Here is a 19432-nt window from a genome sequence, read left to right as displayed (position 1 = left end):
TCTCCGATCACGCCATCCGGCGTGATCGGTTGTTCCAAAGTCCCCGCACTGTCTCGCAAGCAGCCTCGAAGTCGTCGTGATTGCGCAGACTGACAAGGGCGGCAGCCGCCGTCGTAATGATGGTGGTTTCCGCGCGCTCGTCGCGGGCAGCACCAGTCCAAACCGCCTGCCAGTATTCGCGGCTGCTCAAGCCGGTGCGCGGTTCGGCCAGCGGCGCGATTTTCGCGGGAATGATGACGTCGGAGGCTTCGCCGCCGACAAGGCGGAAAAGGGGCGTCTGGCGGTAGGGCGTGAACTCAGCGTGGTCGCGGGTGTTGCCGAGGATCGTCAACTCTCTCGTGCCGAGCAGCATGGCGATGTCGCGGCTGAGCGTGCGGCTCGAGGGATTGGCGACTCCGAGCAGGCTTGTCCGTCCGCCCATCGGATTGATGAGGTGAATGGCGGCGTTTAGCGGCATGCGCATCTCCATCAGCCGATAGAGCCCCAGCAAGCGATAGACCTGCGGCGCAAAGGCCGAGAGCGGCAGATAGGCGATGCCTGCCGACCGAAGCGCTGTCTTGGCGGCCGTGATCGACGTGCAGATCGGGATGCCGGCTGCGGAAGCGGCCACCTCCAGCTTGTGCCGATCCGTACCCTCCTCACCGTAGCTTCCATGGAGCACGACGCGATGCCCGGCATCGACGACAAGCCGTGCCGCATGCAGGAACCAGGGCGCAGTCTTCAATTTGGGCGAGAGGTAGCAGGGCCAATCGAGGTCGGCGATGCCGTTTCCCGGTTCAATTGCGCCGATATGGCGGCGCATGGCGCGCACGAAACCGGCCACCTCCACCGCCGTCGGTCCGCGATAATGCAGCACCGTCATCAGCGCACCGATCTGCACCGGGTCCGCTTCGCCGGCAAGGATGATCGCCAGCGCGTCCTCGGCCTCCTCTTTGCTCAAGGGGCGGCTGCGGCCGGCGCCGGTGCCGACAGTCGCGATGCAGCGAGCCAATCGTCGTTCAGGGGCGGCATCGTCCCCGATTTCGGCTAGCTTTGCGGCGAACTGTTCCGGTGCCGGCTCCCCCTCAAGCAGGCGGCTTGGCCGGGCCGCCAGCGGTGGTGCGTCGGTCAGTGCCTGCCCTCCCCAGCCGGCGTGACCAGTCTGTGTGGGTGCGGACGCAGAGCCAGCGGAGCGTGCGTCAAGCAGGGCTTCGGTCTCTGCGGCAAGAGCGCGCACGCGTAGCCGCAGAGACTCGGCAAGCGGGGTCGGGCGCAGGCCATGGCCTGTGCGCAGGAACAGCGGATCGGCATAGTCCTCACGCAATTGACCGAGCAAGCGGCTCATTGCCGAGGGCTGCAGACCGACGCTTGAAGCGGCACGGCTGACGCTGTTTTCGCGTAGCAGTGCGTCCAGCGCCAGGAGCAGGCGCAGCTTGCTCAGATCCGTCTGACGTTCGTTGGAGGCCGACGCGCCTCCTGTCACGCTCGCCGTTGCTTTCGCCATGGTTCCGTCCCGCCTTTCTGTCTCATCCGGCATATTCGCGGGCGCTGTTTTGCGTCGTTTCGTATTTGGAATGGTTCCAAAACAGCGTCGTTGACCGTCTCCCTCGCCAATAACTAAGTGGAGTTCATTACTCAAGATATATGCGGGGCGAAGATGATGAAGCGGATGGGGCCTGAGACCGAAACCGAGGGGCAGCGGCAAGGGGTCCGCTGGAACCGGTGCGTCTCGGCCGGATGGCCACGTCGTTTCGTCTGCGCCTGCCTCGCCGGCACGGCGCTGACGGTGCCGACGGAAGCCTTGGCACAGAAGGCCAAGGAAAAGGAGAAGGCGACCGAACTCGAGCAGATTGTGGTGACGGCGACCGGGTTCGAGCAAAACGTCAAGGATGCGCCGGCGAGCATCACGGTGATCTCGGGCGAAGACCTGCAAAAGCGGTCGTTCCGCGATCTCACCGATGCGCTTCGCGACGCGCAAGGGGTTGCGGTGACCGGTGTCGCCAACGAGCGCGACATCTTCATCCGCGGCCTGCCCGGCTCCTACACGCTGATTCTTGTCGACGGAAAGCGCCAGAGCACGCGTGACGCGCGCACCAATGGCAACTCCGGTTTCGAGCAGAGCTTCATTCCGCCGGCCGCCGCCATCGAGCGTATCGAGATCGTCCGTGGGCCGATGTCGTCGCTCTACGGTTCCGATGCCATGGGTGGGGTCATCAACATCATCACCCGCAAGGTCGCCGACAGCTGGACCGGCTCGTTCACCACCGACGGCACGATGCAGCAGCACAAGCAGTTCGGCAATTCGGGCCAAATGTCGTTCTATACCAGCGGGCCGATCCTGAAAGACACGCTCGGCGTACAGATCTGGGGCCGCGGCCTGAAGCGCAGTGAGGACAGGTTCCTTTCCGGCATCACCGGTTCGAAGGAACACGATCTGACGGCGCGGCTTTCCTATACGCCGAACGAGGATCATGACTTCTTCCTCGAAGGCGGGACCGCACGGCTTCGCCGCGATGCCAATGTCGGCAAGACGATCGAGCCTGGACCGCGCGCGGTCAGCACCTACAACGACAACGACCGCGATCACTGGTCGTTCTCCCATACGGGGCGCTGGGGACCGACGACGTCTGACTTCTCCATCCTGCAGGAATGGGCGGAGCGCCGGACCTACAACTACAGCCAGGCAGACGGTCGCTTCGTCAAGCAGCCGCGCGCGCCCGAGGTGCGCAACACCGTCATCGACGGCAAGTTCACCACTCCCTTCGATCTCGGCGGCAGCCACACGCTGGTGACTGGCGGGCAATATTTCGAGGCGCGGCTTTCCGACCAGAACCCGGGTCGACGCACGGGCTTGAACGAGACCTTCTCGGCGACGCAATGGGCGCTGTTTGCCGAAGACGAATGGCGCATGGTCGATGACTTCGCGCTGACCACGGGCCTGCGTCTCGATCATCATGAGGAATATGGCTACCACTTGAGCCCGCGCATCTACGGCGTCTGGAACGCGACCGACATGCTGACGGTAAAGGGCGGCATTTCCACCGGCTTCCGTGCGCCCGATATCCGCAGCATCGCGCCGGGTTATGCCTATACGACCGGCGGTGGCGGTTGCTCCTATGGTCCGACCGGCACCTGCGGCGTGATCATCGCCGACCCGAACCTGAAGGCCGAATCGAGCACGAGCTATGAAATCGGCGCGGTTTGGGACAATGGCGACGTCATTCTCGGTGGTACCTATTTCTATACGGATTTCCGGGACAAGATCTCCAACTCGATGGTGCTGGATTCGGCCGGCAATCCGGTGCGCTGGAGCGAGGACCCGAACTACCGCCTCTGGTACAACTACAATATCGACGACGCGATCATTCAGGGCGTCGAGCTGACCGCGACCTGGAATGCGACGCCGGATCTGACACTTCGCGCGAGCTACACCTACACGCAGTCCGAACAGAAGACCGGCACCTTTGCCGGCTTCCCGCTGGCGCGCACGCCGGAACACATGGCCAATCTCAGGGCTGATTGGTACACGCCGGTCGAAGGGCTAGAAGCCTGGGCTTCCGTCAACTATCACGGCGAAGAGATCGCCGCCGGCCCGCGCATCGGCACCAACGGCAAGCCGGTGACGATCAACGGCCAGCAGGGCCGCAAGTACGACGCCTATACGACGGTCGATATCGGCACGAAATATGATGTCGGCGAGGGCCTGACGCTGAACGCCGCGGTCTACAATCTCTTCGACAAGGAAGTCGAGCAGACCGATTTCAACACGGTCATGGAAGGCCGCCGCTTCTGGATGAGCCTGACGGCAACATTCTGATCATCCGGCCGGTCCCCGCCCGGCTCCCGATCGAACAGACGGCGCCCGGAAGGCGCCGTCTGTCATTTCTCAAGCGCCGCTCTTTCTCAGGCGCTTTGGTCCACGCCGAGGGTCGATAGCAGGCTTTTCATTCTCTGGAGCGCCAGTTCCGGCCGGTCGAGCACATTGGCGCGGTCGGCGAGGCGGAAGATATCGGCGTAGTGCAGCACCCCGCGGGCGGACTGCATGCCGGCGGGCATGGTGAAGTGGCGCTGGTGGCCGTTCAGCCAGGCGAGGAGAACGACGCCGGCCTTGTAATACTGTGTCGGCGCCTCGAAGATCTTGCGGGACAGGGGTACGGTCGGCTCGATCACGCCGCGGAAGGTGGCGAGATCGTCCTTCGCCAGCGCCGCAAGTGCCTTGGAAGCGGAGGGCGCCACCGCATCGAAGATGCCGAGCAGCGCGTGGCTGTACTTCGTGCCGTCGCCCTCGATCAGTTCGGCATAGTTGAAGTCGTCGCCGGTGAAGCAGAGCACGCCTTCGGGCAGGCGATTGCGCAGTGCCACTTCCTTGGCGTTTTCGAGCAGCGAAATCTTGATGCCTTCGACCTTGTCGCGGTTGGCTTCGATGATCGAGAGCACCGTATCGAGCGCCTGGTCGAAATTCTCCGAACCCCAATAGCCCCGAAGTTGCGGATCGAACATGTCGCCGAGCCAATGCAACACCACCTTGTGCCTGGTCTGGCCGAGGATGCGGCCATAGACGAAGCGATAGTCGTCGGCCGATTGCGCGACGCGGGCGAGCGCCCGGCTTGCCATCATGATCGCCCTGCCCCCCTCGCCTTCGACGAAGCCGACCTGTTCCTCATAGGCGGCAATCACATCGTCAAGCGAGCGCGCATCGGTGGGCGCAAGATGGTCGGTGCCGGCGCCACAGGCAAGATCGGCGCCCGCTACCTGCCGCGCATCGCTGAGCGAGCGGCGGATCAGCTCCTGCGCGCCCGGCCAGGCAAGGCCCATGCCGCGTTGGGCGGTGTCCATCGCCTCGGCGATTTTGAAACCCAGGCTCCAGAGGTGATGGCGAAACGCCATCGTCGCGTCCCAGTCGATCGCCGGGTTGCCCCAGGGATCGAGATCCTTGAGCGGATCCGAGACCACATGGGCGGCCGCGTAGGCGATGCGGTTGAAGGTCGGCGGCGTGTTGGGCCGTTCGATCGGCGTTCCGGTCAGGCGATACTGTTCAAGCGAGCCGTCTTGGCGCGGCAGCGTCAGGCTTGTCATTGGGGTTGGTCTCCTCCGCGGACGTTTGCCTTGGAATACTTTGGATCGTTCCAAATGGCAAGCGGCAATGTTTTTCAGGCGAGGCGATCCTCCTCCAGACGATTGCTGATCTCCGATAATGTCATTGAAATTCAATTAAATAATCCGTCAATCCGCAGATTGCTACGCTTCTCAAGGTGCCTTTTGTCTACACCGAGCGCGGCCGGACGTGAAAAAAGTGATCAGCCAACTCTTGACCAAATTGGAACGTTCCAATTATGAAAGAAGAAAGCAGGCAGAAGAATTCGGGAGGATGCTGTGGTCAAGGAGAGGGTAACGGTCATCGATATTGCGCACGCTGCCGGCGTGTCGAAGTCGACCGTGTCGCTCGTTCTTCAGGGCAGCTCGCTCGTCAATGAGGCGACGCGCGCCAAGGTGAATGCCGCCATCCGCGATCTCGGCTATGTCTATAATCGCGGCGCTGCCAATCTTCGGCAATCGAAGTCCAAGATCATCGGCATCGTCGTCAACGATCTCACCAACAGCTTCTTTGCGGAACTCGCCGTCGGCGTCGATGCGGTCGTGCAATCGGCAGGCTTCGTGCAGTTTCTTGCCAATACCGGCGAAAAGATCGAGCGCCAGCGCGAAGTGGTCGCGTCGATGCGCGAGCATGGCGTTTCCGGCCTGATCATTTCGCCGGCGCGTGGCACCGAAGCGGCCGATCTTGCGCCTTTGGTCGAGAGCGGCATTCCCGTCGTGCTCGTCGTCCGCGACATTGCCGGTGCAAATGTCTCTTCGCTGATCTCCGACAACCACGCTGGTGCCGTGGCCGCGGTGCGTCATCTGATCGAACGTGGTCACCAGCGCATCGCCTTCCTCGGCGGCTTTTCCGACACCGCCGTCTTCGAGGCGCGCATGCGCGGCTACCGCGATGCGCTCGTCGAGGCCGGCATGCCGGTTTCGGAATCGCTGATCATCGGTTCGGCGCCGTCGCGTGCCGGCGGGGTGACGGCGGTGGAGCAGGCGATGATGCTCGCCGACCGGCCGACGGCCGCACTCTGCTTCAATGATGCGGTCGCTTTCGGCGTCTGCGATGGCCTGAGGGCCCGGCGGCTTGAGCCGGGTGCCGATTTCGCCGTTATCGGTTTCGACGACGTGATCGAGGCGAAGACAGCAGTTCCGGCGCTGACGACGGTGTCCGTCGATCCGCAAGGCATGGGCCAACGGGCGGCCGAACTGCTGTTGAAGCAGATCAAGGCCGGTAAGGCGGAGCCGGAAGCGATCGTCGGTTCGGTTCGTCTCGTCGTTCGCCAGAGCTGCGGCGCAGCAGTCGAGAGAAAAAGGGAGGCACTGGCATGACACGGTGGGGTCTGATCGGCGCAAGCACGATTGCGCGCGAATGGGTGATCGGCGCAATCCGCGCCGCCGGAGGCGAGGTCGTCTCCGTCATGAGCACGAGCGCGGAGCGCGGCGCGGCTTACGCCGAGGAGAACGGCATCGCCAAGTCGGTGACCACTGTTGCCGAACTCGTCGGCGATCCCGATGTCGATGCTGTCTATGTCTCCACCACCAATGAACTGCATCGCGAGCAGACGCTGGCGGCGATCGCTGCCGGCAAGCACGTGCTCTGCGAGAAGCCGCTGGCGATGACGCTGGAGGATGCGCGCGACATGGTGAGCGCAGCGCAGGAAGCGGGTGTCGTTCTTGCTACCAACCACCACCTGCGCAATGCCGCCAGCCACCGCGCAATGCGCGATGCGATCGCCGAGGGCAGGATCGGCCGGCCGATTGCAGCCCGCGTCTTCCACGCGGTCTATCTGCCGCCGCATCTCCAGGGCTGGCGACTGGAGAGGCCGGACGCCGGCGGCGGCGTCATTCTCGACATCACCGTGCATGACGCCGATACGCTGCGCTTCATCCTCAACGACGATCCGATCGAGGCCGTTGCCATCAGTCACAGTGCCGGCATGGGCAAGGAAGGCCTGGAGGATGGCGTCATGGGTGTCATCCACTTCCGCTCCGGCGTCATCGCTCAGTTCCACGATGCCTTCACCACCAAATACGCAGAGACCGGTCTTGAGGTGCATGGCACCGAAGGATCGCTGATCGGCCGCAACGTGATGACGCAGAAGCCGATCGGCACGGTGACGCTCCGCAGCGCCGATGGCGAGAGCGAGCTCGCCCTCGACCACCGCAATCTCTACGAAACAGCGCTTTCCGCTTTCCATGCCGCTGCCCAAGGCAACGGCCGTCCATCTGCGACGGGCGAGGATGGCGTCTGGTCGCTGGCAACGGGCCTTGCCGTCGTCAAGGCGGCGGCCACCGGCCAGGCCGTGGCGATCGAAACGGGACTTTGAACTCATGTCGATGAACAAGCACATCTCGCCGGCCGAAGCGGCTGCCCTGATCCCGGATGGCGCGGTGGTTTCGGTCTCCTCGTCCAGCGGCCTCGGCTGCCCGGATCTGATGCTCAAGGCGATCGGCGAGCGGTTCGAGACGACCGGCCACCCACGCGACTTGACGACGCTGCATCCGATTGCCGCCGGCGACATGAGCGGCATCAAGGGCGTCGACTATATCGCCAAGAAGGGTCTGCTGAAGAAGATCATCGGCGGCTCCTATCCCTCGGGTCCGTCGAGTGCGGAACCGCCGTTGATCTGGCAGATGATCGGCGCTGACGAGGTGGCGGCCTACAACGTGCCCTCCGGCATCCTGTTCGACATGCACCGCGAGGCCGCGGCCAAGCGCCCGGGCGTGATGACCAAGGTCGGCCTCGACACCTTCGTCGATCCGTCGCGCGAAGGCTGCGCCATGAATGCTTCGGCCGCGGCTGAGCCCATGGTTAAGAAGGTCTCGTTCGAAGGCGAGGACTGGCTCTATTTCAAGGCGATCGCGCCGGAAGTGGCGATCATCCGCGCGACGACGGCGGACGAGCGCGGCAATCTCACCTATGAGCACGAGGGCGCCTATCTCGGTGGTCTCGACCAGGCGCTCGCTGCCCGCAACAATGGCGGCATCGTCATTGCCCAGGTCAAGCGCATCACCAAGGAAGGCTCACTGAAACCCCACGACGTGCGCGTGCCGGGCGTGCTGGTGGATTATGTCATCGTCGATCCCGACCAGAAGCAGACGACCCAGACGCTCTACGATCCGGCGATTTCCGGCGAGATCTTCCGGCCGCTCGACAGTTTCCGGGTGCCGGAATTCAATATCCAGAAGGTCATTGCCCGCCGCGTGGCGCAGGAGCTTGAAGCCGGCAGCGCCGTCAATCTCGGCTTCGGCATTTCGGCCAATGTGCCGCGCATCCTGCTCGAAGAGGGGCTGCACGGTGCGGTCACCTGGGTGATCGAGCAGGGCGCTGTCGGCGGTGTGCCGCTGCTCGACTTCGCCTTCGGCTGCGCGTCCAATGCCGATGCCTTCATGCCCTCGCCCTATCAGTTCACTTATTTCCAGGGCGCCGGCTTCGATGCCTCGCTGCTCTCCTTCCTTGAGATCGATCGCAACGGCTCGGTCAACGTGTCGAAACTCTCTTTCCGCCCACATGTGACGGCCGGCGCCGGCGGTTTCGTCGACATAACGGCACGGGCGAAGAAGATCGTCTTCTCCGGCATGTTCAATGCCGGCGCCAAGCTCGCGGTCGCCGACGGCAAACTGGTGATCGAAAAGGAAGGCAAGCTGAAGAAGCTGGTCAACGAGGTCGAACACGTCACCTTCTCAGGCCGTCGCGGCATCGAGCAGGGCCAGGACATCACCTATATCACCGAGCGCTGCGTGATGAAGCTGACGCCCGAGGGCGTGATGCTGACCGAGATCGCGCCGGGCGTCGACCTGCAGGCGCATATTCTCGACCAGTCGGAATTCCCACTGATCGTTTCCGACAGACTGAAGACCATGGATGCGGGTCTGTTCCAGGATGCATTGCTTGGTCTTGAACTGCCGAAGAAGCCGGCGCGCCGGCTTCAGGGAGGCGACCGTGGCTGAAGGCCGTATCCGCATCGAGGTTGATGGACCGATCGCGACCATGACGGTTGCCCGTCCGGACAAGCTCAATGCCTTCGATATCGACATGCTGAAGGCGTTGGCATCGGCTTGCGACGAGATTGAAGCCGACCGCAATGTGCGTGTCGTCATCCTCACCGGCGAGGGCAAGGCATTTTCGGCCGGCGGTGACATCAAGGCCTGGGGCGGTATGGATGCGCCTGCCTTCGGGCATGACTGGGTACGGTTCGGCCACCGCGTGTTCGAGCGGCTGGCGACGCTGCGCATGCCCGTCATCGCCGCTCTTAACGGCCATGCGCTTGGCGGTGGGCTGGAACTGGCGGCGGCCGCCGATATCCGGCTGGCCGAAGCGCAGATCAAGATCGGGCTGCCGGAAACGAGCCTCGGCATGGTTCCCGGCTGGTCGGGCACGCAGCGCCTCGTCTCTCGCTTTGGCGCCCAGATCGTCAGGCGCATGGTGCTGGGCGGCGAGATGTTCACCGCCGAGGCTGCTCTGCGCGAAGGTCTGGTCGATGCCGTCGTCGAGACCGGCACGGTGCTTTCAGCTGCCCGCGATTATGCGGCGCGTGTCGCCAAGCGCGGGCCTGCGGCGCTCGAGATTTCGAAACTGATGCTCGCTTCGGCGAATGGCGAAGACAACGGATCCGCAGTCGAAGCGCTCGGCTCGATCCTTGTCGCCAAGACCGGCGACCTCAAGGAAGGTGTCGTTGCCTTCTCCGAAAAGCGTGAAGCCCAATTCAAGGGAGAATGGTAATGACCGTGCTCGTGAAACCCAAGCCGATCGACGGCCAAAAGGTTCGCGCCTTCCAGATGCTGATCGACGGCAAATGGGTGGACAGCGCCGAGGGCCGTACGATCGAGCGCGTGGCGCCGGGCCACGGCGTCGTCGTCAGCCGCTATCAGGCGGGCACCAAGGCCGACGCCGAAAAAGCGATTGCTGCCGCACGCCGTGCCTTCGACGAGGGCACCTGGCCGCGCATGACCGCTTCGCAGCGTTCGCTGGTGCTTTTGCGCGCAGCCGATATCATTGCCGAGCGCGCCGATGAGCTTGCCTATCTCGATGCGATCGAATCCGGCAAGCCGATCAGCCAAGCCAAGGGCGAACTCGGCGGTGCCGCCGATATCTGGCGCTACGCCGCGGCTCTCGCCCGCGATCTGCATGGCGAAAGCTACAACACGCTCGGTGACGGTACACTTGGCGTCGTGCTGCGCGAGGCGATCGGTGTCGTCTCGATCATCACGCCCTGGAATTTCCCGTTCCTGATCGTCAGCCAGAAGCTGCCCTTTGCGCTGGCCGCTGGCTGCACCACTGTCGTCAAGCCGTCCGAGCTGACCTCGGCCTCGACGCTGCTGCTCGGTGAAATCCTCGAAGCCGCCGGCGTTCCCGCCGGCGTGGTCAACATCATCACCGGCACGGGGCCGGAGGTCGGCGCGCCAATGACGACGCATCCGGATGTCGACATGGTGTCCTTCACCGGCTCGACCGGCGTCGGCCGCCTGACCATGGCCAATGCTGCCCAGACGCTGAAGAAGGTCTCGCTGGAACTCGGCGGCAAGAACCCGCAGATCGTTTTCCCCGACGCCAATCTCGACGAATTCATCGATGCCGCCGTCTTCGGCGCCTATTTCAATGCCGGCGAATGCTGCAATGCCGGCTCGCGATTGATCCTGCACCGTGACATCGCCGACGAGGTGACGCGCCGCATCGCCGAGCTCTCGGCCAAGGTGAAGGTCGGCGATCCGCTCAATCCGGAAACCCAGGTCGGCGCAATCATCACGCCGCAGCATCTGGAAAAGATCGCCAGCTATGTTTCTGCTGCTTCCAAGGATGGCGCTGCGGTTGCCCATGGCGGCACCGCGCTCGATCTCGGCATGGGCCAGTTCATGGCGCCGACGATCCTTTCTTCCGTGCGCCCGGACATGGCGGTGGCGCGCGAAGAAGTGTTCGGCCCGGTTCTCTCGGTGCTGACCTTCGAGACGACGGAAGAGGCGATCGGCATCGCCAATGCGATCGACTATGGTCTTTCGGCCGGGGTGTGGAGCCGCGACTTCGACACCTGCCTGACGATCGGCCGCCGCGTGCGCGCCGGCACCATCTGGATGAACACCTTCATGGATGGTGCGTCGGAACTGCCCTTCGGCGGCTACCGCCAGTCCGGCCTCGGCCGCGAACTCGGCCGGCATTCGGTCGAGGATTACACCGAGACCAAGACGCTCAACATGCATATGGGGCCGCGTACCGGCTGGTGGATGCCGCGCTAAGGCTGAAACAGGGGAGGAGAGGACATGCGGACGATGGGGAGAACATTGGGGCAGGAGGCAGCGTCACGTGACACCGCCTTGCGTGCCGTGTTCGCCCGCTCAGCCGGCCGCGCCGAAGCTCGATGGGATCTGCGGACAGAGCAGCAGCTGCAGCTTGCTGACGTCGCTTTCGCCGCCGATCTTCTGCAGGAGCACCCGGCCCATGTCCTCGCCGGTCGCCGTCAGGTCCTCGTAGATCGTCTCGACCTGCGGCTGGATGGCGCTCAGGAGATGCGAGGTCTGCTTGGCGACGATGTCGTATTCGCGTCCGAGCGTCAGCCCGCAATCGCTCATGCCGGTGATGGTTGCGAGCGCGCAGACTTCGCCGCCGCACATGAAACTGTCCGGTGGATCGGGCTCGGCGTAGCGCTGGCGCACGCGGTCGCGGATGGCGCCTGCCGGGCTGTCGAGATCGATGCCCGAGAGGATTTCGTAGGCGCAGCCCGCCTCGCGCACGGCGGTCATGAAGCCGTGCTGAAGATGGCCGGCAAAGGTGAAATCGGCGGGGCCACTGATCAGGGCCGGCTTGCGCCTGCCCTTGGCGATCAGGCGCTTCGTCGCCTGGTAGGAAAAGGTGAAGTTGTCGTAGTCGACATAGGGATGCGGGGTGGAAAGCTCCGTGCGCCCATGGGTGACGAAGGGAAAGCCGAGATCGGACAGCAATCGGACCCGGGGATCGAGCGGTTCCGTGCGCGAGAAGATCAGGCCATCGGCCATCGCGTTGCGGGTGATGTAGTTGACCGCCTCGACATTGGTCGAGTTCAGGAAGTTCGGCATGACGATCAGGTGGTAGGCCGTGCCCTGAAGTGCCTTGGCGATGCCGCTCATGATCGAGGTGCCGTAGCCGAGGATTTCCTCGTGCGGGTCGAGCAGCACGCCGATGACATTGGTGCGGCCGGTCTTCAGGCGCTGGGCGGCGCGGTCGGGCGAATAGCCGATCTCGTCTGCGACCTCGCGCACTCGCTTGCGGGTATCGAGCGAGATCTGCGGCGCATCGGAAAGGGCACGCGAAACGGTGGTGACCGCAAGGCCGGTGATTTCCGCGATCGTGCGAAGGGTCGGCTTGCCGCGCTTGACGGCAGAACCAATGTCTTCGGCGTGGGCGGGCTTGGAGGGATCGGCCAATGCTAGTCTTTCTGAACGCGGGCGGGAGCGGTGTTTGTATCGTGGTGCGAGGGCTTAGGCAATCGAATCATGAAAACGTTTTAAATCTCGCATCGCGGCACGGCGTGCTGCACTGCAATAGCTAATGTGAGCTATATAATTCAGTAAATTCAAACGGTTCCGAAGGTGCTAAAATACAAAATGGCGGAATGCTTGACTTGCTGAATTTATAACGTTTTAAATGGCCAGCCGCTGGCTGAAGCGGCGCGAATTCCGGGGTGGAGGAGGTTCCGCCTCGTTAACTTGCAAACGGGAGGAAAACGATGCGCAAGTTGATGACGACGACGGCCGTTGTGGCGCTGATGATGGCGGCCACCGCCGCGCGCGCAGCCGAAAATGTGGAAGTTCTGCACTGGTGGACATCCGGTGGCGAAGCCGCCGCACTCGACGTTCTGAAGAAGGACCTGGAAAGCAAGGGCATCACTTGGACCGACATGCCGGTTGCCGGCGGTGGCGGTACGGAAGCGATGACGGTTCTGCGCGCTCGCGTCACCGCGGGCAACGCTCCGACCGCCGTGCAGATGCTCGGCTTCGACATTCTCGACTGGGCCAAGGAAGGCGCACTCGGCAACCTCGACGAGACCGCTTCCAAGGAAGGCTGGGACAAGGTGATCCCGACCGCCCTGCAGCAATTCTCGAAGTATGACGGCCACTGGATCGCAGCGCCGGTCAACGTGCATTCGACCAACTGGGTCTGGATCAACAAGGCCGCCCTCGACAAGGCTGGCGGCAAGGAGCCGACCAACTGGGACGAACTGGTTGCCCTGCTCGACAACTTCAAGGCCCAGGGGATCACCCCGATCGCCCATGGCGGCCAGCCCTGGCAGGATGCGACGATCTTCGACGCCGTCGTGCTTTCGCTCGGCACCGACTTCTACAAGCAGGCTTTCATCGATCTCGACCCGGCAGCGCTCGGCGGTGACAAGATGAAGGAAGCCTTCGACCGCATGACGAAGCTCCGCTCCTATGTCGACGACAACTTCTCGGGCCGTGACTGGAACCTCGCTTCCGCCATGGTCATCGAGAACAAGGCCGGCCTGCAGTTCATGGGCGACTGGGCCAAGGGCGAATTCCTGAAGGCCAAGAAGGTGCCGGGCACCGATTTCGTCTGCATGCGTTTCCCGGGTACGCAAGGGTCCGTGACCTTCAACTCCGACCAGTTCGCGATGTTCAAGGTTGCCGACGACAAGGTTCCGGCCCAGCTCGCCATGGCTTCGGCGATCGAAAGCCCGACCTTCCAGTCGGCCTTCAACGTGGTCAAGGGCTCGGTCCCGGCCCGCACCGACGTTCCGGACACGGACTTCGACGCCTGCGGCAAGAAGGGCATCAAGGACCTGGCAGAAGCCAACACCAACGGCAAGCTCTTCGGCTCCATGGCCCATGGCCATGCCAACCCGGCTGCCGTCAAGAACGCGATCTACGACGTCGTGACGCGCGAGTTCAACGGCGAACTGACGTCCGAAGAGGCCGTCAAGGAACTGGTCTCGGCCGTCGAGGCCGCGAAGTAACGGGCTCGCTCCGGGGCGCACTCTAGGCGCCCCGGACACCCTATTCCGACATGCAGGCGCCGTCGAACCGCCGTGGCCAACAGGACGCGGGGAGGGGCGCTTTGATACCCAGAACCTCGCGCGGATGCCGATATCAGGGATTTCCCGACGGCCGCGCCAGAAGTGGTGAACGTTCATGGATAGCCGCAGTCGCCTGCAGGACCTGATACCGAAGCTGGTGCTTGCCCCGAGCTTCCTCATCGTCCTGATCTTTGTCTATGGCTTTATTGCTTATACCGGCTTTCTGTCGATGACGGACAGCAAGATGCTGCCGTCCTACAATTTCGTCGGGTTAAGCAATTATTCGAAGCTGTGGGCGCTGCCGCACTGGTGGCGGGCGGTGAGCAACCTGGCGATCTTCGCCGCGCTCTATATCGCCATCTGCTCCGTGCTCGGCCTTGGGCTGGCAATCCTGCTCGACCAGAAGATCCGGGCCGAAGGCTTCCTGCGGCCGATCTACCTCTACCCGATGGCACTCTCGTTCATCGTGACCGGAACGGCCTGGAAGTGGTTCCTCGATCCCGGCATCGGCCTTGAGAACACCATGCACCTCTGGGGCTGGGAGAGCTTCTCGTTCAACTGGATCAAGGACCGCAACTACGCGATCTACTGCGTCGTCATTGCCGCGGTGTGGCAGTCGACCGGCTTCATCATGGCGATGTTCCTTGCGGGCCTTCGCGGCGTCGACAACGAGATCATCAAAGCAGCGCAGATCGACGGCGCCAAGACCTCGACGATCTATCGCCGGATCATCATTCCCCTGATGCGGCCGGTATTCCTCTCGGCTTTCGTCGTGCTCGCGCATCTGGCGATCAAGGCCTACGACCTGATCATCGCGCTCACCGGCGGCGGCCCCGGCCAGGCGACCGAGCTGCCGGCGACTTTCATGTATTCCTACACCTTCACCCGCAACCAGATGGGCATCGGCGCGTCCTCGGCGATCATCATGCTGGTGATGATCTTCTCGATCATCGTTCCCTATCTCTATTCCGAAATCCGGGGAGCACGACGCTGATGAGCGCTCCGAGCCCAGACAACATCATTTCGCACAACCGCCTCACCCGCGCGTTGATCTACACCGCGCTGATCCTCTTTGCGCTCTATTCGCTGTTGCCGCTCTACGTGATGCTGGTGAACTCGGTGAAGCCGCTCGACGAGATCCGCCAGGGCGGCATGCTCAACCTGCCGCAGACCTTTACGGTCGAGCCGTGGCTTCAGGCCTGGTCGACGGCGCAGATCGGCGTGCAGCCGACCGGCCTGAAACCCTTCTTCATCAACTCGATCCTGATGGTCGTGCCGGCCGTAGCAATCTCGACGATCATCGGCGCACTCAATGGCTACGTGCTGACGAAGTGGCGCTTTCCCGGTGCCAACATCTTCTTCGGCATGCTGCTGCTCTCGTGCTTCATCCCGTTCCAGATCGTGCTGATCCCGATGGCACGCATCCTCGGCATCCTTGGGATAGCCGGTTCGATCTGGGGCCTAATCTTCGTCCATGTGATCTACGGCATCGGCTTCACGACGCTCTATTTCCGCAACTACTACGAAGCGTTCCCGACCGAGCTGGTGCGCGCAGCGCAGATCGACGGCGCCAGCTTCTTCCAGATCTTCTGGCGCATCCTGTTGCCGTCCTCCGGTCCGATCATCGTCGTCTCGGTCATCTGGCAGTTCACCAACATCTGGAACGACTTCCTGTTCGGCGCGTCCTTCTCAGGCCCCTATTCGACGCCGATGACGGTCGCGCTGAACAACCTCGTTTCGTCCTCGACAGGCGTCAAGGAATACAACGTCCACTTCGCGGGCGCGATCCTCGCCGCCCTGCCAACGCTCATCGTCTACATCGTGTCCGGCCGCTACTTCGTTCGCGGGCTGATGTCGGGCGCCGTGAAAGGATAAGCTCATGTCTTTCTTGAAAATCAGCAACCTGCGCAAATCCTACGGCTCGCTCGAGATCCTGAAGGATATCAACCTGGAGATCGAAGAAGGCGGCTTCCTGGTGCTGGTCGGCCCCTCCGGCTGCGGCAAGTCCACGCTGCTCAACACGATCGCCGGGCTTGAGCCGATCACCTCAGGGGAGATCGCCATCAACGGCCGCTCGGTTGCCGATCTGCATCCCTCGAAGCGCGACATCGCCATGGTGTTCCAGTCCTACGCGCTCTACCCGAACATGACGGTCGCCGGAAACATTGCCTTCGGCATGGAAATCCGCGGCGTGCCGAAGGAGGAGCGCGAAAAGGCGATCAAGCAGGTCTCGGAAATGCTGCAGATCGGCCATCTGCTCGATCGCAAGCCGAGCCAGCTCTCGGGCGGTCAGCGTCAGCGCGTCGCCATGGGCCGGGCGCTGGTGCGCAACCCGCAGGTCTTCCTGTTCGACGAGCCGCTCTCCAACCTCGACGCAAAGCTACGCGTCGACATGCGCACCGAAATCAAGCGGCTGCACAACCGCATGAAGACGACGATCGTCTACGTGACCCACGACCAGATCGAGGCGATGACGCTGGCGACCAAGATCGCGGTGCTGAAGGACGGCGTGCTGCAGCAGTTCGGGACGCCGGCCGAGATCTACAACAACCCGGCCAACATGTTCGTCGCCGACTTCATGGGCTCGCCGGCGATGAACCTGCTGACGGCGCGGATCGAAAAGAGCGGCTCCGACATTGCGGTCACGCTGACGCGTCCGAATGCCGAGCCGCTGAAGCTTGCGGTGCCTCGGGCCAACGGCGTACTGTCTGCCTATGCCGGCAAGGACGTCGTCTTCGGCATCCGTCCGGAAGCGCTGACCGATCCTGATGGCGCCGACCGCAATGCCAAGGTGGTCGCCGAGGGCGAGTGCCTGATCGAGGTGGTCGAGCCGGCCGGCTCCGATACCTTTGCGGTCACCCGTCTCGGCGGGAAGGAGATCGTTGCCCGGCTCAGGGCCGATGCCCGCATCGCGCCCGGGCAGACCTCGCGCCTTGCCTTCAATCTCGACAAGGCGGTGTTCTTCGATCCGCAGAGCCAGCAGCGGATCGCGTAACCAACGATGCAGGAGCAGCCGGACATCGTCATTATCGGGTCGGGGATCGGCGGCTCCACGCTTGCAGCGGGGCTTGCCGGCTCCGGCGCCCGCATCGCCATCCTCGAGCGTGGCGACCGCCTGCCCGATACGCCGGAGGCGCGCAGCTACAGCTCGATCTTCGTCAAGGGCCACTTCCGCCCGAGGGAGATGTGGCGCGAACCCGACGGAACCGAGTTCAACCCCGGAAACTTCTACTTCGTCGGCGGCAATTCCAAGCTCTTCGGTGCGGTGCTCCTGCGCTACCGGGCCGAAGATTTCACCGAGATGCAGCATCTCGGCGGCGTTTCGCCGGCGTGGCCTTTCCCTTACGAGGAGCTGGAGCCCTGGTACGGCAAGGCCGAGCAACTGTTCGAGGTGCGCGGCGAATTGGGCGACGACCCGACGGAGCCGTTCCACAGCTCGCCTTACACTTTCGGCCCGGTGCCGGACGAGCCGGCGATTGCCCGGGCCCGTGCAGAGCTGAAGGCGCAGGGGCTCAATCCGGCAACGCTGCCGCTCGGCGTCGACATCGACGCCTGGCTTGCCGGCGGGCACACGCCCTGGGACGGGTTTCCGAACACCGGCAACGGCAAGATGGACGCTGAAACCGCATCGCTCGCTTCCGCACTGAAGGATCCCAATATCGAGCTGATCACCTCGGCGCATGTCGACACGTTGGAGGCGGGACCCGGCGGCCGGATCGAGGCGATCCACTACACCCACAGGGGCGAGAAGAAGAAGCTGTCGCCGAAGCTGGTAATCCTGTCGGCGGGCGCGATCAATTCGGCCGCCATCCTCTTGCGTTCCGGCGACGGCAAGGGGCTCGCCAACGCCTCCGACCAGGTCGGCCGCAACTTCATGAACCACAATTGCAGCGCCATGCTGGCAATCAACCCGTTCAAGCGCAACGACAGCATCTACCAGAAGACGCTGATGCTGAACGACTATTACCTCACCGGCGGCAGGGATGGCCTGCCGCTCGGCAACGTCCAGCTGCTCGGCAAGATCAACGGTGACATCCTCAAGGCCAATGCGCCCCTCTGGGCGCCGCGGTTTGCCTTCGATTTCATGGCCGGCCATGCGGTCGACTGGTACATGATGACGGAGGACCTGCCGAACCCGGAAAGCCGCATCATGGTCGACGGCAACGGCATCATCATGCAGTGGCGACGCTCGAACATGGAGGCGCTGTCCGGGCTCGAAGCGAAGATGCGCGCGCATTTCAAGGCAGCCGGTTATCCGATCGTGCTGTCCCAGGCTTTCGACAAACGCACGCCGTCACACCAGTGCGGCACGGTGCGGATGGGCAAAGACCCGAACCATGCGCCGCTCGACACCTACTGTCGCGCCTACGACCACCCGAACCTCTTCGTCGTCGACGCGAGCTTCCTGCCGACATCGGCTGCCGTCAATCCGGCGCTGACCGTTGCTGCCCAGGCGCTCAGGGTCGCCGACCATATCGCCACTAGGGAGTTTCGATCATGACGTCATCGACGCGCCCCGTCGCCATCGTCACCGGCGGCCGCCGCGGCATCGGTCTCGGCGTCGCCCGTGCGCTCGCCCGCGAGGGCTTCGATATTGCGCTCACCGGCCTCGGTGCGGCGGACGCGACGACCGCCCAGACGCTGTCGGAACTTTCCGGCGACCACGGCCGGGCGATCTACATCGAAGCGAACCTTGCCGATATCAGCGGCCATGCGGCGACTGTCGAGCGTGTTCGCGCCGAGCTCGGTCCGATCCGCTGCCTCGTCAACAATGCCGGCATCGCCTCGGTAATGCGGGGTGATTTCCTCGATCTGCTGCCGGAAAATTTCGACACGATCGTCGCCACCAACCTGCGGGGAACGGTATTCTTCACCCAGGCCGTGCTCGTCTCGATGCTGACGGATCCGGCTGATGTAGCACCGCGGTCGATCATCAACATCACCTCGGTTTCGGCAACGATGACGTCGCCCGAGCGGCTCGACTATTGCATGACCAAGGCCGGCCTTGCCGCCTTCAGCCAGGGGCTGGCGCTCAGGCTTGCCAATACCGGCATCTCGGTTTTCGAGATCCGGCCGGGTATCATCCGCTCCGACATGACCGCCGGCGTCTCGGCGAAATACGATGGCTTGATTGACGGCGGGTTGGTGCCGATGCGGCGCTGGGGCGAGCCCGATGACATAGGCAATATCGCGGCCGGCCTTGCCGGCGGCAAATTCGGCTTTGCCACCGGCTCGGTCATCCAGGCGGATGGCGGGCTTTCGATCGGCCGTCTCTAGGAAACGCGCAGGATTATTGAGGCTCGCAAGCGGGCAGGATTTGAATTGAACACGTCGAAAATTTGGAACGTTCCAAATTGGTGACGGCG

Annotated in this window: 15 protein-coding genes; 12 read left to right on the top strand and 3 right to left on the bottom strand. The window is 63.3% G+C overall.

The window, feature by feature from the left end; genetic code table 11:
- Nucleotides 1-7 precede the first annotated feature (7 nt).
- Nucleotides 8-1483: a glycosyl transferase family protein gene (locus IB272_RS13505; RefSeq protein ID WP_113135837.1), complete on the bottom strand. Its 1476-nt coding sequence runs from the start codon at nt 1481-1483 to the stop codon at nt 8-10.
- A 153-nt stretch (nt 1484-1636) separates the two neighbouring features.
- Between IB272_RS13505 and IB272_RS13500 the strand changes: the two genes are divergently transcribed.
- Nucleotides 1637-3796: a TonB-dependent receptor gene (locus tag IB272_RS13500; protein ID WP_246810354.1), complete on the top strand. Its 2160-nt coding sequence runs from the start codon at nt 1637-1639 to the stop codon at nt 3794-3796.
- Nucleotides 3797-3882: 86 nt separating this feature from the next.
- On the opposite strand, the gene IB272_RS13495 is transcribed toward IB272_RS13500, so the two are convergent.
- On the bottom strand, nt 3883-5055 hold the full coding sequence (locus tag IB272_RS13495) for a dihydrodipicolinate synthase family protein (protein ID WP_034803050.1): 1173 nt from the start codon (nt 5053-5055) through the stop codon (nt 3883-3885).
- A gap of 297 nt (nt 5056-5352) precedes the next feature.
- On the opposite strand from IB272_RS13495, the gene IB272_RS13490 reads away from it, so the two are divergent.
- From IB272_RS13490 to IB272_RS13470, 5 genes are read left to right on the top strand one after another with little or no spacing between them, the layout of a single operon-like run.
- Nucleotides 5353-6393, top strand: a complete 1041-nt coding sequence (locus IB272_RS13490; protein WP_034803047.1) for a LacI family DNA-binding transcriptional regulator — start codon at nt 5353-5355, stop codon at nt 6391-6393.
- Nucleotides 6390-7391 (top strand): Gfo/Idh/MocA family oxidoreductase, encoded by a 1002-nt coding sequence (locus IB272_RS13485; protein WP_060586599.1) that lies wholly within the window; start codon nt 6390-6392, stop codon nt 7389-7391. Before IB272_RS13490 ends, IB272_RS13485 begins: the two co-directional genes overlap by 4 nt.
- Before the next feature lie 4 nt (nt 7392-7395).
- Complete coding sequence (locus IB272_RS13480) at nt 7396-9015, top strand: acyl CoA:acetate/3-ketoacid CoA transferase (protein ID WP_192444455.1); 1620 nt, start codon at nt 7396-7398, stop codon at nt 9013-9015.
- The gene (locus IB272_RS13475) at nt 9008-9787 is read left to right on the top strand and encodes an enoyl-CoA hydratase/isomerase family protein (protein ID WP_090295199.1); all 780 of its coding nucleotides are present in this window, start codon (nt 9008-9010) and stop codon (nt 9785-9787) included. Before IB272_RS13480 ends, IB272_RS13475 begins: the two co-directional genes overlap by 8 nt.
- On the top strand, nt 9787-11295 hold the full coding sequence (locus tag IB272_RS13470) for an aldehyde dehydrogenase family protein (RefSeq protein ID WP_060521498.1): 1509 nt from the start codon (nt 9787-9789) through the stop codon (nt 11293-11295). Before IB272_RS13475 ends, IB272_RS13470 begins: the two co-directional genes overlap by 1 nt.
- Before the next feature lie 99 nt (nt 11296-11394).
- On the opposite strand, the gene IB272_RS13465 is transcribed toward IB272_RS13470, so the two are convergent.
- Entirely contained in the window at nt 11395-12459 is a 1065-nt protein-coding gene (locus tag IB272_RS13465; RefSeq protein ID WP_034803036.1) for a LacI family transcriptional regulator, read from the bottom strand.
- 302 nt (nt 12460-12761) lie between these two features.
- On the opposite strand from IB272_RS13465, the gene IB272_RS13460 reads away from it, so the two are divergent.
- The 6 genes from IB272_RS13460 to IB272_RS13435 all read left to right on the top strand — a co-directional run bounded on the left by IB272_RS13460 (nt 12762) and on the right by IB272_RS13435 (nt 19343).
- Nucleotides 12762-14006, top strand: coding sequence for an ABC transporter substrate-binding protein (locus tag IB272_RS13460; RefSeq protein WP_034803022.1), 1245 nt, complete (start codon nt 12762-12764; stop codon nt 14004-14006).
- A gap of 175 nt (nt 14007-14181) precedes the next feature.
- Nucleotides 14182-15060: a sugar ABC transporter permease gene (locus tag IB272_RS13455; protein WP_060521497.1), complete on the top strand. Its 879-nt coding sequence runs from the start codon at nt 14182-14184 to the stop codon at nt 15058-15060.
- Nucleotides 15060-15941 carry a carbohydrate ABC transporter permease gene (locus tag IB272_RS13450; protein WP_034803016.1) on the top strand — a complete coding sequence of 294 codons (882 nt, stop codon included), beginning with the start codon at nt 15060-15062 and terminating at the stop codon, nt 15939-15941. Before IB272_RS13455 ends, IB272_RS13450 begins: the two co-directional genes overlap by 1 nt.
- A 4-nt stretch (nt 15942-15945) precedes the next feature.
- Entirely contained in the window at nt 15946-17061 is a 1116-nt protein-coding gene (locus tag IB272_RS13445) for an ABC transporter ATP-binding protein (protein WP_060586596.1), read from the top strand.
- 6 nt (nt 17062-17067) lie between these two features.
- The gene (locus IB272_RS13440) at nt 17068-18567 is read left to right on the top strand and encodes a GMC family oxidoreductase (RefSeq protein WP_060586593.1); all 1500 of its coding nucleotides are present in this window, start codon (nt 17068-17070) and stop codon (nt 18565-18567) included.
- Nucleotides 18564-19343 carry a 3-ketoacyl-ACP reductase gene (locus IB272_RS13435; protein ID WP_060521495.1) on the top strand — a complete coding sequence of 260 codons (780 nt, stop codon included), beginning with the start codon at nt 18564-18566 and terminating at the stop codon, nt 19341-19343. The genes IB272_RS13440 and IB272_RS13435 overlap by 4 nt, the downstream gene beginning before the upstream one ends.
- The last annotated feature ends 89 nt before the right edge of the window (nt 19344-19432 follow it).

Source organism: Ensifer sp. ENS08, from assembly GCF_014852195.1.
GTDB classification, from domain to species: domain Bacteria; phylum Pseudomonadota; class Alphaproteobacteria; order Rhizobiales; family Rhizobiaceae; genus Ensifer; species Ensifer adhaerens.
This window is presented reverse-complemented; position numbering and strand designations above follow the sequence as displayed.

Coding starts and splice junctions, on each gene's coding strand:
- IB272_RS13505 (WP_113135837.1), bottom strand. CDS start 1,483: ATGGCGAAAGCAACGGCGAGCGTGACAGGAGGCGCGTCGGCCTCCAAC.
- IB272_RS13500 (WP_246810354.1), top strand. CDS start 1,637: ATGATGAAGCGGATGGGGCCTGAGACCGAAACCGAGGGGCAGCGGCAA.
- IB272_RS13495 (WP_034803050.1), bottom strand. CDS start 5,055: ATGACAAGCCTGACGCTGCCGCGCCAAGACGGCTCGCTTGAACAGTAT.
- IB272_RS13485 (WP_060586599.1), top strand. CDS start 6,390: ATGACACGGTGGGGTCTGATCGGCGCAAGCACGATTGCGCGCGAATGG.
- IB272_RS13480 (WP_192444455.1), top strand. CDS start 7,396: ATGTCGATGAACAAGCACATCTCGCCGGCCGAAGCGGCTGCCCTGATC.
- IB272_RS13470 (WP_060521498.1), top strand. CDS start 9,787: ATGACCGTGCTCGTGAAACCCAAGCCGATCGACGGCCAAAAGGTTCGC.
- IB272_RS13460 (WP_034803022.1), top strand. CDS start 12,762: ATGCGCAAGTTGATGACGACGACGGCCGTTGTGGCGCTGATGATGGCG.
- IB272_RS13455 (WP_060521497.1), top strand. CDS start 14,182: ATGGATAGCCGCAGTCGCCTGCAGGACCTGATACCGAAGCTGGTGCTT.
- IB272_RS13450 (WP_034803016.1), top strand. CDS start 15,060: ATGAGCGCTCCGAGCCCAGACAACATCATTTCGCACAACCGCCTCACC.
- IB272_RS13445 (WP_060586596.1), top strand. CDS start 15,946: ATGTCTTTCTTGAAAATCAGCAACCTGCGCAAATCCTACGGCTCGCTC.
- IB272_RS13440 (WP_060586593.1), top strand. CDS start 17,068: ATGCAGGAGCAGCCGGACATCGTCATTATCGGGTCGGGGATCGGCGGC.
- IB272_RS13435 (WP_060521495.1), top strand. CDS start 18,564: ATGACGTCATCGACGCGCCCCGTCGCCATCGTCACCGGCGGCCGCCGC.